Here is a 15,463-nt window from a genome sequence, read left to right as displayed (position 1 = left end):
CCACCTGCAACGATTCCGCGCTAAACTAGCGCACCTGATACCTGTCCAATGGACCCAAGTGGTCGACTTAGGGGGATTTAAGAATGAATGTATTAATCATCGGCTCAGGTGGCCGCGAGCACGCCCTAGCGTGGAAAGCCGCGCAAAACCCCAAAGTGGGTACTGTGTTTGTAGCACCAGGCAATGCCGGCACCGCCCGCGAAGGCAAAGTGCAGAATCTGGCCATCGGTGTCGACAACTTCCCTGCTTTGGCGGACTTCGCCGAGGAAAACGGCGTGGAACTCACTATCGTCGGCCCCGAGGCGCCACTAGTTGACGGCATTGTAGATTTCTTTAACGGGCGTGGCCTCGCCATCTTTGGCCCCAGCAAAGGCGCTGCACAGCTGGAAGGCTCCAAGACCTTCACCAAGGATTTCCTTGAGCGCCACAAGATCCCCACCGCCGCTTATCGCAATTTCACCGAAGTTGAACCAGCCATCGAATATATTCGTGAACGCGGAGCACCCATCGTAGTCAAAGCCGATGGCCTCGCCGCTGGTAAAGGCGTCATCGTCGCCGAAACCGAGCAGCAGGCCGAGCTGGCTGTGCGCGATATGCTCTCCGGCAATGCCTTTGGCGACGCTGGCTGCCGAGTAGTGATCGAGGAATTCCTGCAGGGTGAAGAGGCGAGTTTTATCGTTATGGTAGATGGGGAGAATATCCTGCCCATGGCCACCAGCCAGGACCACAAACGCGTCGGTGACGGCGATACTGGCCCCAATACCGGCGGCATGGGTGCCTACTCTCCCGCACCGGTAGTGACCGACAGTGTTTATCAGCGCATTATGCAAGAAGTGATTGAACCCACAGTAAAAGGTCTCGCCGCTGAGGGTACGCCTTATACCGGGTTTCTCTACGCCGGCCTGATGATCGATCCGCAGGGTTCTCCCAGAGTGATCGAGTACAACTGCCGCTTCGGCGACCCCGAAACCCAGCCTATTATGATGCGTCTGAAATCCGACCTGGTAGATCTTTGCCTGGCCGCACTGGACAAAAAGCTCGATAGCGTGACGGCTGAATGGGACCCACGCCCATCACTTGGAGTGGTACTGGCCGCACATGGCTATCCCGGCAGTTACCGCAAGGGCGATGCCATTAGTGGGCTTGAGAAAGCTGACGGCGATAATGCCAAAGTCTTCCACGCTGGTACTGCCCTGGACGGCGAGCGTGTGGTCACCAACGGCGGCCGCGTACTCTGCGCCACCGCATTGGGCGGCACTGTCGCCGAAGCTCAGGCCAATGCCTATGAAGCTGCCCGCGCCATCTATTGGGAAGGTGTCTTTTACCGGAAAGATATCGGTTATCGCGCGGTCGAAAGAGAACAGACTAGTAGCGATAAGTAGTTTTACCCAGCATGGCGGTAGGGCTGACTACCGCCATACAGAGGAAGTCATAAACATGAGTGAACGCAATTTGAGTGGCCTCGATCACCTGCTGATTCAGGCTGACCGCGCCCTGCGCACTCTGAGTCCCGGCGAGCCCTGTCATGGGCGCCCATCTCCGGCCAAAGGCGAAGCGGAGGCCGAGCTCAGCGATACCGAACGCAAGCACGCCGCCGGTCTGATGCGGGTCAACCACAGCGGCGAAGTCTGTGCTCAGGCCCTCTACCAAGGCCAGGCACTCACAGCAAAACTGCCCGAGGTGCGCGGTGAAATGGAGCGTGCTGCAGATGAGGAGATCGACCACCTGGCTTGGTGTGAGCAGCGCCTCAAAGAACTGGACAGCCGCCCAAGCCTGCTCAATCCACTCTGGTATGGATTGTCATTTGGACTGGGTGCCGCCGCCGGCAAAATCAGCGATCGCATCAGTCTGGGATTTGTCGCAGCGACAGAAGAAAGGGTCTGCGAACACCTGGAGAGTCACCTGCAGAAGCTTCCAGCCCAGGACAAACGCAGTCGCGCCGTAGTGGAGCAAATGCTGGTCGATGAGAGCGAACACGCTCATGCCGCGCTAGCCGCCGGAGGCAAACGTTTCCCAGCACCGGTGAAAGGCGCTATGTCTCTGGTAGCCAAGGTGATGACCTCAGCCAGTTACAAAATTTAAAATATTAATAACCGGTTCGTAAAAATTGACTGGCCCGCTAAAAGCAACCGCTTTTGAGCAGGCCTTTTCTTTATCTGAGTATTGCTTAGACTTCTTCTACTCGATAGCGATGCACGATCTCCACTCCCGCATTGCGCAACATAATTGAAGCAGAGCAATATTTCTCTGCAGATAGCTCCACAGCGCGGGCTACATGGGATTCTTTTATTCCCCGGCCTCGCACAACAAATTCCATTTCAATTCGCTCAAAAGGTGATGGGGTGGTATCCGGGCGAACGCCATTCAATTCGCAATGACAGGAAATAATATCCTGGCGCGCCTTCTGTAAAATGGAAACCACATCATAGGCTGCACAGCCGCCAACTCCGAGAAGGATCATCTCCATCGGGCGCACACCGTTATTAGTGCGCCCCCCTTCCATCACGACCGAATTACCACTGCCGGCTTCGCCGACGAAGGTCAAATCATTAACCCAGGTTACCTTGCCCTGCATTGCCATGCTCCCGCTGAAATTCAAGCCACGAAGCTTAGCACAGAGTACAAGATTATCCTGACAGGCAGAGTATTTCCGGTATAGTGTCCACAACACCTCCGCGCGAAATGTTCGCTACTGAAGTTTCCCCCTTCGTCAGTGAACGCAATAGCCCGCTTGCAGTCCAATCGCACCCGCGCCAGAGTGTCACAGGTCACACTGCGGAACTTTGCCGCGACCAACCTCTGTTGGGGACTGTTTTTTCGCGCGATAATTCAATAGTGCTCAGCTGCTAAAGCCGGGATAGAGCACGAGACAAAAAATGAGGAATAAATCCGTGACGGTTGCTATCGAAGACCCCATGACTATCGGCAATATTGAAGACTTTCTGGCCCACTGCCACCGGCGACGCTATCCGGCCAAGAGCACGATTATCTATGCCGGCGACCGCTGTGAGTCCCTCTATTTCATTATGCGCGGTTCAGTCACCGTCTTAATCGAAGATGACGAGGGCCGCGAAATGATCGTAGCCTATCTAAACGACGGGGACTTTTTCGGTGAAATGGGGCTGTTTGATCAGGACACCCGCAGCGCCTGGGTGCGCACCAAAACCGAGTGTGAGGTTGCGGAAATCTCCTACACCAAATTCCAGGAACTGACTCGTCAGCACCCAGAATTCCTGTTCGCTCTAGCCACACAAATGGCCGGGCGCCTGCGCAATACCACTCGAAAAGTTGGCGATCTAGCCTTTCTTGATGTTACCGGTCGTGTGGCGCGCACCCTTTTAGACCTGTGTAATGAGCCCGATGCGATGACCCACCCAGAAGGCATGCAAATCAAGATCACTCGCCAGGAAATTGGCCGTATTGTTGGATGTTCCCGTGAGATGGTTGGGCGCGTGTTGAAAACCCTGGAAGAGCAGGGCTTGGTGTCGGTCAAAGGTAAAACCATGGTGGTTTACGGCACCCGTTAAATACCTGTCCCAGAGTCAAATACCACAGACACAAAAAAGGGCGATATAATCAATCGCCCTTTTTTGTGTCTGTGATTTTATCTAGCTAACTTTCTAAAACCCCACTAGCACTCAGTTAAACATCTCCATCAATTTTCGTCCCGGTTCTTCCTCGCGCATAAAAGCCTCGCCAACCAAAAATGCATCAACGCTGTGTCCGCGCATGGCCGCGACATCATCCGTCGTGTGGATACCGCTTTCTGTTACAACAATGCGGTCCTTGGGAATCAGATTGAGCAGTTTAAAAGTGTTCTCCAGCTGCACCTCAAAGGTGTGCAGATTGCGATTGTTAATTCCAATTAGACGGTTGGGGAGAGCCAACGCCCTCTCCAGCTCTGCGCGATTGTGCACTTCCACCAGCACATCCAATCCCAGTTCCAGGGCCAAACCATTGAGTTCCTGCATTTGCTGATCTTCCAGGCAGGCGGCAATGAGCAGGATGCAGTCAGCTCCAATAGCGCGCGCCTCAAACACCTGGTAAGGGTCCACGGTAAAGTCCTTACGCAAAACCGGTAGACGAACCGCGTTGCGCGCCTGCTGCAAATAACTGTCATCGCCCTGGAAAAAATCCCTATCGGTGAGTACCGACAAGCATGCCGCGCCACCTCTCTCATAACTGGTCGCAATTTCTGCGGGAAGAAAGTCCTCGCGAATCACCCCCTTACTGGGGGAGGCCTTTTTGATTTCCGCAATCACTGCGGCTTCACCCTCGGCGATTTTGTATTCCAATGCCGCGACAAATCCCCGCGCCGGTGGTTGGTCCTGCGCGCTCAGACGTATTTCTTCCAGACTGCATTGGGATTTGCGCTCCGCCACTTCCTGCCACTTGCGCTCGATAATAGTTTTCAAAATGGTCGGTGTGCTCACGATTTCACTTCCTCGGGGCGAAAGGCGCTGGTAAAGGCGGCCAGGTCATTGATTTTTTCTGCGGCCAAACCGCTATCGATGGCGTCCTGCGCCATGGCGACACCCTGCTCTGCCGTATTTGCGGTGCCGCTGACATAAATCGCCAGGCCGGCATTCAGGGCGATAATATCTGCAGCTTTTTTCCCTGCCTCAGTTTCACGTTTACCCAATGCATCGCGAATCAAGGATAGAGACTCTGCGGCACCCGCAACGATCAAGCCATCCAGGCTTTGGCGGGACAGACCAAAGGCTTCTGGGCAGAGAGTAAACTCACTAATAACACCATCTTTCAATTCCACCGCAAAAGTATCCGCGGCGATACTGGCTTCGTCGAGGCCGTCATCGCTGTGCAGGACCAGCACGTGCTCAGAACCAAGTCGTTGCAGGACTTCAGCCAACAAACGACAGTAGCGTTTCTCATAAACACCAATAACCTTGCGCTTAACTCCGGCGGGGTTGGTCATGGGGCCGAGCAGATTAAAAATAGTGCGCAGCCCCAGCGCTTTGCGCGCTGGGCCTACATGACGAACGGCGCTATGAAAACTGGGCGCAAACATAAAGCCGATACCGAGCGTTTCCACACAGCGGGCCATTTGCTCCGCGCTTAAATCCAGATAAACCCCGGCGCGTTCGAGCAAATCGGCGGAGCCACTACTGGAAGACACCGAGCGGTTGCCGTGTTTGGCCACTCTGGCCCCAGCTGCAGCTGCAACAAAACTACTGGCACTGGATACATTAAATAGATTTGCGCCATCTCCGCCGGTGCCGACGATGTCTACGGTATTCTCAAGGTCGAGTTCAACCTTAGTGGCCAGTGCCCGCATGGTTTCCACCGCACCGACGATCTCGTCGACAGTTTCACCGCGAATGCGCAACGCGATCAGCAAGGCCCCTATCTGCGCTTCCAGGGCTTCACCGCGCATGATTTGGCCTACAGTCTCACGCATCTCCTCACGACTCAAATGCTCTCCATCCACCAGCTTGGCGATAGCATTTTGTATATTCATTGTGCCCCCCTTGTCCCGCTCAATATTGATTGGTGCGAAGCGTAATTAACTGCCCCGCGTTTTGCCCTTCGCATCAGGACTCGAGAAAATTCTTCAACATATCGTGGCCATGCATGGTGAGAATGGACTCTGGATGAAATTGTACGCCCTCTATCGGTAATTCCCGGTGGCGCAGCCCCATAATTTCATCAATCTCACCGTCAGGCGTCTCCGTCCAGGCGGTAATTTCCAGACATTCAGGCAAGCTGCCCTTTTCCACCACCAGGGAGTGATAACGGGTGGCCTCGAAAGGGTTGGATAGGCCGTGAAACACTCCCAGGTTGTTGTGCACTATAGGCGATGTTTTACCGTGCATAACCTGGCCGGCACGTACCACGCGACCACCAAAAACCTGGCCGATACTCTGGTGACCAAGGCAAATACCCAAAATGGGGATACGCCCGGCGAAATGACGAATCGCCTCCAGGGAAATTCCTGCCTCATTGGGTGTGCAGGGCCCTGGTGAAATCACAATTTTCGCCGGGGCCAACTGCTCTATGTCCTCAAGGGTAATTTCGTCATTACGCTTGACCACAACCTCAGCGCCCAGCTCCTCAAGGTACTGCACCACATTCCACGTAAAGGAATCGTAGTTATCGATCATCAAAATCATTACTTGGCCCCCATAGCCTGTGCAGTATCGGTAGTTGCTTCCATGCGCTTTTGCAGTCGTGCGAGCGCCGCCTGGGTTGAGCGCAATTCGCGCAGAATTTCGGTTTGACTGGGCGGCAGACACATTTCATCCATTCGACGCAACTTGGCTTCCTCCAGGTTATTGAGCACCACGCCAATAAACAGGTTAATCATGACAAAGGCGCCCATAACCACGAAACTGACAAAGTAGAGCCAGGCCCAGGGCATTGCATCCATAGCGGTATACATAATGTCGGTCCAATCCTCGAAGGTCACTATACGGAACAGACTCAACAGAGCTATCGGCAGGTTGCGCCAATGGGTTGGGTCTATCTCATGAAAGAGAAAGTAGCCCGCCACACCATAGATATAAAAGATAATTCCCATCAAGATTGCGATGTGCATCATGCTCGGCAAGCTGCGCAACAGTGTATCCACCAGAGTACGCAGTTCAGGGAAAGCAGAAACCAGGCGCAACACCCGCAGGATCCGTACCAGGCGCGCGAGTGTTGCCAGGGGCCCTGTGGCGGGAATCAAACTTAAGGCGATGATGGTAAAATCGAAGCAGTTCCAGCCGCTGGCAAAATAACGCCAAGGACGCGATCCGTGCGAAGTTATTTTTATCGCTGCCTCTAAAATAAAAGCAGTCAGCACCAATTGGTTAACAACGCCCAATGCAGTACCAAAACGCTCCATCACCCATATTGAAGTCTCCAGCCCTACCGCCAGTGCATTAACCAGGATCATGCCAATGATCACCTGATTAAACATGGGAGCTTCGACTATCTGTTGACAACGGGCGGCAAGAGATACTTTTTGAGAAATACTAGCTTCGCTCATTTTGTTCGATCTTTACTTCTACTTCTTTACAACTACTCGCCAGAGCCATGCCCGCTGCACGGAACAACGCCCTAGCCTTATTCATGGTCTCATCCCACTCGGATTGGGGATCTGAATCGGCCACCAGGCCGGCACCGGCCTGGATAAATAACTGTCCGTCCTTAATAACTGCGGTGCGAATTGCGATGGCTGTATCCATATTGCCATTCCAGGCCAAGTAACCCACCGCACCACCATAGATACCACGCTTCTCAGGTTCCAATTCATCGATAATTTCCATAGCGCGGATCTTTGGTGCCCCGGATAAAGTGCCGGCCGGCAGCGCCGCGCGCAGGGCATCCATACCGGTGAGTCCCTCCCGCAACTGACCGGTGACATTGGAGGTGATATGCATCACATGGGAGTAGCGTTCCACCACCATCTGCTCAGTGACCCGCACGCTGCCAGTCGCCGCTACACGGCCCACATCATTGCGCCCCAGATCGATCAACATCAGGTGCTCGGCACACTCTTTGGGGTCTGCCAATAGCTCCTGCTCCAGGGCTTTATCTTCCTCCTCGGAAGTACCGCGACGGCGGGTGCCTGCTAGCGGACGCACAGTCATCTCACCCTCTTCCAGGCGTACCAGAATCTCTGGACTGGAGCCCACAACCTGGTGATCCCCTAGGTCGAGGAAATACATATAGGGCGAGGGGTTCAGACTGCGCAGGGCGCGATAAAAATTCAGTGGCGGGGCATCGAAAGGAGCCGACAAGCGCTGAGATGGCACCACCTGCATAACATCACCGGCGAGAACATATTCCTTTACCCTATCAACGGCCTTCTTGAAATTTTTCTCACCAAAGTGGGAGTGAAAAGCACCCTCTTCGATTCCCTTTCCATCCAGGTCCAGAGGCACTGTATCCGGTAAAGGCCGAGCCAACCTTTCCACCAGTTGATCCAGACGCTGCTGGGCCCGCTCATAGGCATCGGCCTGGGAAGGGTCCGCATGCACAATAAAGATAACTGCACCGGCGAGGTTGTCGAACACCACCAGCTCATCACTGACCATCAGCAGGATATCCGGATTACCCAGGCTATCCTGCGGCATACTGTGCGCTAAACGCGGTTCAATATAACGCACACAGTCATAGCCAAAATACCCAACCAAGCCACCATTGAAACGCGGCAAATTGGCAAGTTCCGGTACCCGATAGCGCTGCTGGAACTGCTCAACAAATGCCAGCGGATCGCGCTCGGTATAGCTTTCTATCACCGCCCCGTCACACTCCACCGTAACCTCGTTGCCACGCACCCGAAGCAGAGTTCTGGCGGGCAATCCAATAATGGAGTAGCGCCCCCATTTCTCCCCGCCCTGTACCGACTCCAGTAGGTAACTGTAGCGGCCTTCGGCAAGCTTCAGATAAGTGGACAGGGGGGTTTCAATATCCGCCAGCACACGGCGCACTAGCGGTATACGGTTATAGCCCTCAGACACAAGTTGGGCGTATTCACTAGGGGTCATAGAGACTCCGATCTATTGGGTATTTTTCTTGTTGGCGCCAAAGTATAGGCGGCGCCCACGGGAGAGGTGGCCGAACGGTATTGTTGACCAGTTGGCCTCAGCGGATCAGTGGCGCCATCGCCAACTGCTGGATGTGGGGATAGTGTGATTCACGGAAATTCCCTCTGTGCAGGCGCACAAGTTTACAAATCCCGTATGCGGCGGGCAAGGGGCTGCCCGCCAAGTTTTTCTCAGGACAGGCTTTCGCGCATAGCACCGATCACTTCAGCGTAGTCGGGGGCATTGAAGATTGCAGAGCCTGCAACAAAAGTATCCGCGCCGGCTGCGGCAATCTCCGCAATATTGTCACGGTTGACCCCGCCATCGATCTCAAGGCGAATATCGTAACCAGAAGCGTCGATCAACTGGCGCGCCTCGCGCAGTTTTTCCAGAGTGCCCGGAATAAACTTTTGCCCACCAAAGCCAGGGTTGACTGACATCAACAAAATCATATCCAGCTTGTCCATCACATACTTGGCCGCATCCAGTCCTGTGGCTGGGTTAAAGACCAAACCGGCCTTACAGCCAAGACTGCGGATCAACTGTAGGGAGCGGTCCGGGTGTCGCGAAGCCTCGGGGTGGAAAGTAATATAACTTGCGCCCGCATCAGCAAACATGCGAATCATATCGTCTACCGGCTCCACCATCAGGTGCACATCAATGGGCGCCTCGACACCATGCTTGCGCAACGCCTGGCACACCATTGGGCCGATGGTTAGGTTGGGCACATAGTGGTTGTCCATCACATCGAAGTGCACCCAGTCAGCACCAGCGGCTAACACATTGTCCACCTCTTCACCAAGGCGGGCAAAGTCGGCGGAAAGAATCGAGGGGGCAATCTTGTAATCTGACATCATTATTTCCTTCAGTAACTCAATTTTCCGCGCTCAGGCGGCAATGCAGGTTTTCCAGGCGCTCGGGGGTGCCCACATCACACCAGTCCCCAGGGTATAAGTCCGCCTGTAGTTTGTCCTCATTGAAAGTAAAGACCTCGCCAAGGCCGAAGCATTCACGCACTTTGGGGTAGCGGGTTAACACCTCGGGGCGCAGCCAACTGATACCGGCAAAGGTATAGCGGGGCTTGGCAGTTCCAGACAGTAGGCCATTATCAATTCCGAAGTCTCCCTCGGGGTTATGTGGAGGATTTGGCACCATCAAAAGTCGGCCGGGGCAGCCCTCAGGTAAGGGGCGATTCACCCACTGCGAAAGGTCAAAGTCACACCAAACATCCCCATTAACCACAAAGAATGGGCCCTCTCCCAGCAGCGGCATCGCGTTGAGAATACCCCCAGCGGTCTCAAGGGGTCGGTCTTCTTGCTCCACAGAATACTGGATATCGAGTCCCCAGCGATCACCACTCCCCAGGTAATCACGAATCTTATGGCCCAAATGGCCCAGGTTGATCACTACCCGTTGAACTCCCACAGCCTGTAGTCGCTCAAGCACATGCTCAATGAGCGGCTTGCCCGCCACAGACAACAAAGGCTTGGGGGTTTGGTCAGTAAGGGGGCGCATTCTACGCCCAAAGCCCGCAGCCAAGACCATAGCGGTTGTTGGGGCTATCTCAGTGAGCTGAGTCATTCAATTCATCTATCAGTTTTTATACAGCTTATTAGTGCTATTCACCGGCATAGCGATAATCACTGTACCAAGGCTGCTGCTCTATAAGCGGAAGTAGCTGTTGCTCAAACCACTGCGCAAACGGCTGAAGCTCCTCATAGCGCCCAGCAGTTTCCAGTACATAGCGTATCACCAGCGGCAAATCCCCCAGGTAGTTCTGCTTGCCATCGCGCAATGATAGACGTGGAAAAAGGCCCAGCACTTTAATATGACGCTGGAGCCCCATCCAGTCGAACCAAGTTAAGAACTCTTTAGGCTCGACAGGTTCCAGCACCCCAGCAGCTTCTGCAGTAGCGGCATAGGCTAAAGCCCAGCGCTCGACCCGCTGGCGTGGCCAGCGGATATAGCAGTCTCGCAACAGAGAGACCAAATCGTAGGTAATCGGTCCCCACACGGCATCCTGGAAGTCCACGATTCCAGGGCGCTCACCTCCACGGATCATTAAATTACGGCTGTGGTAGTCTCTGTGCACTAGAGCTTGCGGTTGGCCTGCAGCACTCTCCAGCAACCGCTGAAAGGTTTCTTGCAGCAGGCGGTTTTCCACTTCACTCAGAGAGTAACCGAGTAAATTGCCTACCAGCCACTCGGGCATAATACGCATCTCTGTCAGCAATAGTTCCCGGTTGTAATCTGGAAACAAATCCTCTGTACGAGGTATCTGCTGGAGACTCAGCAGCTCACTCATTACCTCCGCATAGAGTCCCTCGACACTGTCATTACTCAGCGCATCGAATAATTGGGTATCACCCAAGTCTTCCAATAGCAGGTACCCATTGGCTGTATCAGCTGCTATTACCATGGGTGTGTGCACACCATTGCGCCGCAGATAATCGGCAACTGCTACAAATCGGGCCGGGTTAGTACACTCAGGTGGAGAATCAACAGCGATTAACCTCGGCTCGGTAGAAGTGCGGAAATAGCGCCGAAAGCCCGCATCCCCGGCAAGGTTGGCCAAGTCTGCTGGAAATTCAATTTCCAAAGCCTTACCCACCCAAAGAGCCAAAGCCTCTTGTCGCAGGTCATCACTCACAGTACACCCTTCATTTATTGTTCGGCCCATCAATGATTCTTTCTATCGCGGCAGTTTCCCATTAAGCAGCTCGTATTGAAACCCTGCCCCAGGGAGCTTGAAGCGACTATAACACTCTCGCCTCTTACATCCGTACCATCTGTGCGGCTATTAACCACTTCTACATTCAAGTAGAATCGGGCGATAATTTTTTGCGCGCCCCGGCTGGATAGCTGTCGCACGCATCTGCCGATACAAGAAACACCAAAGAATAGCCGGAACCTATCGATTGATGCTTGAAGTCTCCCGGTGGCGTCGCCTCGCTCTAGCAATAGCTCAGAATCCACGAGCCCACTCTCTAGCCCTCGGTTTGTTGGCCGCGCACCCTATATGGACTCATGCGGACCAAACCGCCGTAGATCCCGAATACAACCCCTACCTGTACTTAGACTGGTTACCACGTTCTGAATTGACCCCTGAGGAAAGCGCCAGAGTACCGGCGATTTGCTCCGGAGCCTTTATCGAACCGCCTAGGGATTACCCCGATGCCAACTTGCCCCCTGAAGACGCGCCACTACGTGCCACAGCCGAGCAGTCTCGCATCCTCGATGACGGATCTGCTGAACTAATTGGCAACGTCCATATCACCCAAGGCTATCGCCAATTATTTGCCGATGAAGTGACCCTCAACCGCCAGACCAACACCGCTTTCCTAAGTGGCGCTATCGAACTGCGCGAACCCAATTTACTCGTTCGAGGGGACTCGGCAGAGGTTCACACCGATACCGAAGCGGCCTCCATTGAGGACGCAACATACGTTGTACACGACGAATTTATTCATGGCGACGCCGCCCAAGTCGCACGTCAGACCAGTGGTGAATTGACCCTTACCGATGGCACCTACACCCGCTGTGAGCCGGGCCGGGCTTTCTGGCGCTTGAGTGGCGGAGAAATCAATATCGATCAAGTGGAGAGCCAGGGAACCGCAAGGGATGTACGCCTGGAGATACTGGATGTTCCCGTACTCTACTTCCCTTATTTTCGCTTCCCGGTGGGCGATGCGCGCATGTCGGGCTTCCTTTTTCCTTCTCTAAGCAACAGCGATAAGAATGGCTGGGACCTATCTGTTCCGTATTACTGGAATATCGCCCCGGAGATGGATGCGACCATCACTCCACGCTATATCCAGTATCGCGGCACTGGTCTGGAAGTAGAATTCCGCCACCTAAGCCCCGTGTTCAACACCGAAATACGCCTAGCCGATCTCCCTAATGATAAGGGCGGCAATAGTGATCTCGCCCAGGAATTGATTGACCGGGGCTTCCCTGAAGACCTGGTCCTGCCCTACAAAGGGGACGATCGCTGGTTAGTGAACCTGGAACAACAGGGTGGTTATAGCGGCAGTATCTGGCGTACCGACATCGACTACACCAAGGTGAGCGATCCCGACTATTTTCGCGATTTAAGTACCGCCAACCTTGATATCAACGCGGAAACCCAGGTTAGCCAAAAAGCCCAGGGTAGACTCACTTTTGAAAACTGGGCAATCAGCCTTCGTGCCCAGGATTACCAAGTGTTGGAAAATGATCGTTTCGATACTTTCGCCCAGCTGCCTCGGCTAGATGTGGATGGCAATTACCGCTGGGGTGACTGGCAGCTCGCCTTACAAAATGAAGCCACTGTATGGCGGCACCAGGACACTCAGACGATTAGATATATCAGGGATACCAACGACCCAAATAGTGTCGTCACAGAAACAAAAAACTTTGTAACTGCGGACCGCCTGCGTCTGGACTATGAGCTTTTTTGGGATAAAGAGTGGCTGTGGGGCTACTTTAAGCCGGGATTGGCGGGCCGCTATCTGGGTTACCAAGTCAGCGACACTTTCCTGCCGGAAGACGCCAACGACACTCCAAGCGCCTCCGCCGCCCAGCTTACCCTGGACACCGGCCTCTACTTCGAACGTGATGGCTTTGCCTTTAATCGCGAGTATATCCAGACTCTGGAGCCACGCCTATACGGACTACTCAGTAGTAACGCCAACCAGGAAGGTTTCTTCGATATTACTGGGGATGACATAAACGATATAGGCCCCATCGACCCCCAAAGTAATAACTTACTCTATGACACCTCGCTATTCACCTTCAGCTACGATCAGCTATTTCGCCATAGCCGTTTTACCGGCAATGATCGTATTGACGATGCAAGTAGGGTTGCTCTGGGGCTAACCACCCGTTTCATCGAGCCGGTCAGCGGGCGTGACTTATTCTCGGCCAGCATCGGCCAGGCCTTCTATTCTAGCGATACCCAGATTGGCCTTCTGGAATTAGTTGAAGAAACTCCGCGTTCGGAGCTAGCCGCAAAGCTAGAAAGCCGCCCAATTCAATCTCTGCACATTGGCAGTGAACTGGTCTACGATGACACAGAGCATAATGTCAACCGGGGTAACTTCAGTCTGCGCTACTTTGATAATGATGCCCGTATTTTTAACCTCAGCTATTACTATGAGCGGAATGACAATCCGCTTTTTCCCGATGAAATAAACAACGATGATGACTCTTCTGTACGGCAGCTAAATAGTTCAGCCGTACTTCCTATCAGCACACATACTTCTGTAATGGCTGGAGCAGCCTATGATCTGACGCTGGATAGGGAACTGGAATACCTGGCGGGTATCGAATATGACGATTGCTGCTATCGTGCGCGCCTATTGTGGCGCCGCACCCTAGACAATGATTTAGCCGGAGTTGTAGCAGCAGAGGACCTCCAATACGATGAGGGTATCTACCTCGAAATACAATTGAAGGGCCTAGCTGGATTTGGCGCAACGGTCACTCAAATGCTAAGCCAAGGAATTGCCAATTTTGATCAGAGAGAAAAGCTGAAACCGTGATGAAAATAATGCAGAAATTGATGCCGAAATTAGGCTTGTCATCCGTTCTGGCTGCTTGCGTCCTGATCGCCGGCACGGTCACAGCGCAAGTACAAACCCTGGACCGGGTAGTCGCCGTTGTTGATGAAGATGTGGTTATGGCCAGTGAACTAGCCCAGCGCATGAACACGATTGCCAGCCAGATTCAAGCCCAACAAGTTCAAGCACCGCCTGTGGATGTTTTGCGCCGCCAGGTATTAGAACAACTGATCATCGAGCGATTACAGCTGCAGATGGCCTCCCGGGCGGGCGTTACAATATCTGAATCCGAACTCGATCAAGCCATTGCTCGCGTTCAACAAAACGCGAGTGTCAGCCCGGAAGAATTTCGTCAGCGTCTGCGTTCCGATGGCATGACCATGAAAAGCTTCCGCCAGCAGATCCGTCAGGAACTGATGATCCGCCGGGTAGAACAAGGCAGCGTCAACCGCCGAATCCAGATCACCGACCAAGACATCGACAACTTCCTGCGCTCTAAAGAGGGAGAGTTCTGGAAGTCCCCTCAGTATGAGCTGGGACATATCTTGATCCCCATCAGCTCCAGTGCTCCAGCCAGCGAAGTTACCCAGGCTCGCGAGAAAGCCGAGGAGCTGGTTCAGCAGGTGCGCGGCGGCACTGACTTTCGTCGCCTGGCGATCGCCAACTCTGCAGGGCAAAATGCCCTCGCCGGTGGCGACCTGGGTTGGCGCAAAACAGTGGAACTCCCCACCCTATTTGCTGATGCGCTAAGCGGCCTCAAGGTAGGTGATATCACTGAGCCCTTCCGCAGTGATGCCGGCTTCCACCTGCTCAAGATTCATGCACAAAAAGGTGCCAGCGAGCAACTAGTGGAGCAGACTAAAGTTCGTCATATCCTGCTCAAACCCTCAGCCATCCTCACGGATGATGAAGCCTACAACAAGCTGGTAGCCATGCGAGAAGAGGCGATGGCTAGCGATAACTTTACCGAGCTCGCTCGCGAGAATTCCGAAGATATTGGCTCCATGCTGTCCGGCGGTGATCTCGGCTGGTCTATGCCAGGACAATTTGTGCCTGAATTTACCCAGGCCATGAACACCACCGGCATCGGCGAAATCAGCCTGCCATTTCGCAGCCAATTCGGCTGGCATATCCTGATGGTCGAGGGGCGACGCAAACAAGATATGACAGATCAATATATTCGCAACCAGGCTGCCAACCTCTTACGCAATCGCCGCTATGAAGAAGAACTGCAAAATTGGCGCAGGGAAATCCGCGACCAGGCTTATGTAGAAATTAAATTAAAAGATGAAAAGCAAGAAGGCTCTGAACAGGAAGCGCAATAAAAGCGCTTTTTAAGACCTCGAAGACCGGGCCAAAGCGCCCGGTTTTTTATTCGTAAAAAGTGTG

The 15,463-nt window shown here is 53.7% G+C and carries 14 protein-coding genes; 5 read left to right on the top strand and 9 right to left on the bottom strand.

The genetic code is table 11. The features are described from left to right. The first annotated feature begins 83 nt into the window (after positions 1 to 83). Positions 84 to 1,382, top strand: a complete 1,299-nt coding sequence (gene purD / locus ACJJI0_RS17845; RefSeq protein ID WP_444883650.1) for a phosphoribosylamine--glycine ligase — start codon at positions 84 to 86, stop codon at positions 1,380 to 1,382. A gap of 55 nt (positions 1,383 to 1,437) precedes the next feature. Continuing rightward, entirely contained in the window at positions 1,438 to 2,082 is a 645-nt protein-coding gene (gene coq7 / locus ACJJI0_RS17840) for a 2-polyprenyl-3-methyl-6-methoxy-1,4-benzoquinone monooxygenase (RefSeq protein ID WP_444883649.1), read from the top strand. Between the two features lie 85 nt (positions 2,083 to 2,167). Here coq7 and ACJJI0_RS17835 read toward each other — a convergent pair whose 3' ends face one another. Further along, positions 2,168 to 2,575, bottom strand: coding sequence for an OsmC family protein (locus ACJJI0_RS17835; RefSeq protein ID WP_252084368.1), 408 nt, complete (start codon positions 2,573 to 2,575; stop codon positions 2,168 to 2,170). A gap of 301 nt (positions 2,576 to 2,876) precedes the next feature. On the opposite strand from ACJJI0_RS17835, the gene crp reads away from it, so the two are divergent. After that, a complete protein-coding gene (gene crp, locus ACJJI0_RS17830) occupies positions 2,877 to 3,527 on the top strand; it encodes a cAMP-activated global transcriptional regulator CRP (protein WP_051089460.1) in 651 nt (216 codons plus the stop codon). Positions 3,528 to 3,638: 111 nt separating this feature from the next. Here crp and trpC read toward each other — a convergent pair whose 3' ends face one another. The 8 genes from trpC to ACJJI0_RS17790 form a co-directional block, all read right to left on the bottom strand. Next, positions 3,639 to 4,436: an indole-3-glycerol phosphate synthase TrpC gene (gene trpC, locus ACJJI0_RS17825; protein ID WP_444885950.1), complete on the bottom strand. Its 798-nt coding sequence runs from the start codon at positions 4,434 to 4,436 to the stop codon at positions 3,639 to 3,641. Then, positions 4,430 to 5,479, bottom strand: a complete 1,050-nt coding sequence (gene trpD, locus ACJJI0_RS17820; protein ID WP_444883648.1) for an anthranilate phosphoribosyltransferase — start codon at positions 5,477 to 5,479, stop codon at positions 4,430 to 4,432. Before trpD ends, trpC begins: the two co-directional genes overlap by 7 nt. 73 nt (positions 5,480 to 5,552) lie before the next feature. Continuing rightward, positions 5,553 to 6,131, bottom strand: a complete 579-nt coding sequence (locus tag ACJJI0_RS17815; RefSeq protein ID WP_444883647.1) for an anthranilate synthase component II — start codon at positions 6,129 to 6,131, stop codon at positions 5,553 to 5,555. After that, a complete protein-coding gene (locus ACJJI0_RS17810) occupies positions 6,131 to 6,991 on the bottom strand; it encodes an ion transporter (RefSeq protein WP_444883646.1) in 861 nt (286 codons plus the stop codon). Before ACJJI0_RS17810 ends, ACJJI0_RS17815 begins: the two co-directional genes overlap by 1 nt. Beyond that, a complete protein-coding gene (gene trpE / locus ACJJI0_RS17805; RefSeq protein WP_444883645.1) occupies positions 6,978 to 8,495 on the bottom strand; it encodes an anthranilate synthase component I in 1,518 nt (505 codons plus the stop codon). Before trpE ends, ACJJI0_RS17810 begins: the two co-directional genes overlap by 14 nt. Before the next feature lie 230 nt (positions 8,496 to 8,725). Beyond that, positions 8,726 to 9,388 carry a ribulose-phosphate 3-epimerase gene (gene rpe / locus ACJJI0_RS17800; protein WP_252084363.1) on the bottom strand — a complete coding sequence of 221 codons (663 nt, stop codon included), beginning with the start codon at positions 9,386 to 9,388 and terminating at the stop codon, positions 8,726 to 8,728. A gap of 19 nt (positions 9,389 to 9,407) precedes the next feature. Beyond that, positions 9,408 to 10,115, bottom strand: a complete 708-nt coding sequence (locus ACJJI0_RS17795) for a nucleotidyltransferase family protein (RefSeq protein WP_444883644.1) — start codon at positions 10,113 to 10,115, stop codon at positions 9,408 to 9,410. A gap of 37 nt (positions 10,116 to 10,152) precedes the next feature. After that, the gene (locus tag ACJJI0_RS17790) at positions 10,153 to 11,214 is read right to left on the bottom strand and encodes an aminoglycoside phosphotransferase family protein (RefSeq protein ID WP_444883643.1); all 1,062 of its coding nucleotides are present in this window, start codon (positions 11,212 to 11,214) and stop codon (positions 10,153 to 10,155) included. A 241-nt stretch (positions 11,215 to 11,455) separates the two neighbouring features. Here ACJJI0_RS17790 and ACJJI0_RS17785 point away from each other — a divergent pair, with 241 nt between their 5' ends. Next, the gene (locus tag ACJJI0_RS17785) at positions 11,456 to 14,056 is read left to right on the top strand and encodes an LPS-assembly protein LptD (protein WP_444883642.1); all 2,601 of its coding nucleotides are present in this window, start codon (positions 11,456 to 11,458) and stop codon (positions 14,054 to 14,056) included. Between the two features lie 20 nt (positions 14,057 to 14,076). Further along, positions 14,077 to 15,399 (top strand): peptidylprolyl isomerase, encoded by a 1,323-nt coding sequence (locus tag ACJJI0_RS17780; RefSeq protein WP_444883641.1) that lies wholly within the window; start codon positions 14,077 to 14,079, stop codon positions 15,397 to 15,399. Positions 15,400 to 15,463 lie beyond the last annotated feature (64 nt).

Source organism: Microbulbifer mixtoriginis (SeqCode) (assembly GCF_052466695.1).
The sequence above is the reverse complement of the archived record's forward strand: the minus strand, read 5'-3'. Positions and strand labels throughout refer to the sequence as shown.

Coding starts and splice junctions, on each gene's coding strand:
- coq7 (WP_444883649.1), top strand. CDS start 1,438: ATGAGTGAACGCAATTTGAGTGGCCTCGATCACCTGCTGATTCAGGCT.
- ACJJI0_RS17810 (WP_444883646.1), bottom strand. CDS start 6,991: ATGAGCGAAGCTAGTATTTCTCAAAAAGTATCTCTTGCCGCCCGTTGT.
- purD (WP_444883650.1), top strand. CDS start 84: ATGAATGTATTAATCATCGGCTCAGGTGGCCGCGAGCACGCCCTAGCG.
- ACJJI0_RS17780 (WP_444883641.1), top strand. CDS start 14,077: ATGCCGAAATTAGGCTTGTCATCCGTTCTGGCTGCTTGCGTCCTGATC.
- ACJJI0_RS17815 (WP_444883647.1), bottom strand. CDS start 6,131: ATGATTTTGATGATCGATAACTACGATTCCTTTACGTGGAATGTGGTG.
- trpD (WP_444883648.1), bottom strand. CDS start 5,479: ATGAATATACAAAATGCTATCGCCAAGCTGGTGGATGGAGAGCATTTG.
- trpE (WP_444883645.1), bottom strand. CDS start 8,495: ATGACCCCTAGTGAATACGCCCAACTTGTGTCTGAGGGCTATAACCGT.
- rpe (WP_252084363.1), bottom strand. CDS start 9,388: ATGTCAGATTACAAGATTGCCCCCTCGATTCTTTCCGCCGACTTTGCC.
- ACJJI0_RS17835 (WP_252084368.1), bottom strand. CDS start 2,575: ATGCAGGGCAAGGTAACCTGGGTTAATGATTTGACCTTCGTCGGCGAA.
- ACJJI0_RS17785 (WP_444883642.1), top strand. CDS start 11,456: ATGCTTGAAGTCTCCCGGTGGCGTCGCCTCGCTCTAGCAATAGCTCAG.
- ACJJI0_RS17790 (WP_444883643.1), bottom strand. CDS start 11,214: ATGGGCCGAACAATAAATGAAGGGTGTACTGTGAGTGATGACCTGCGA.
- crp (WP_051089460.1), top strand. CDS start 2,877: ATGAGGAATAAATCCGTGACGGTTGCTATCGAAGACCCCATGACTATC.
- ACJJI0_RS17795 (WP_444883644.1), bottom strand. CDS start 10,115: ATGACTCAGCTCACTGAGATAGCCCCAACAACCGCTATGGTCTTGGCT.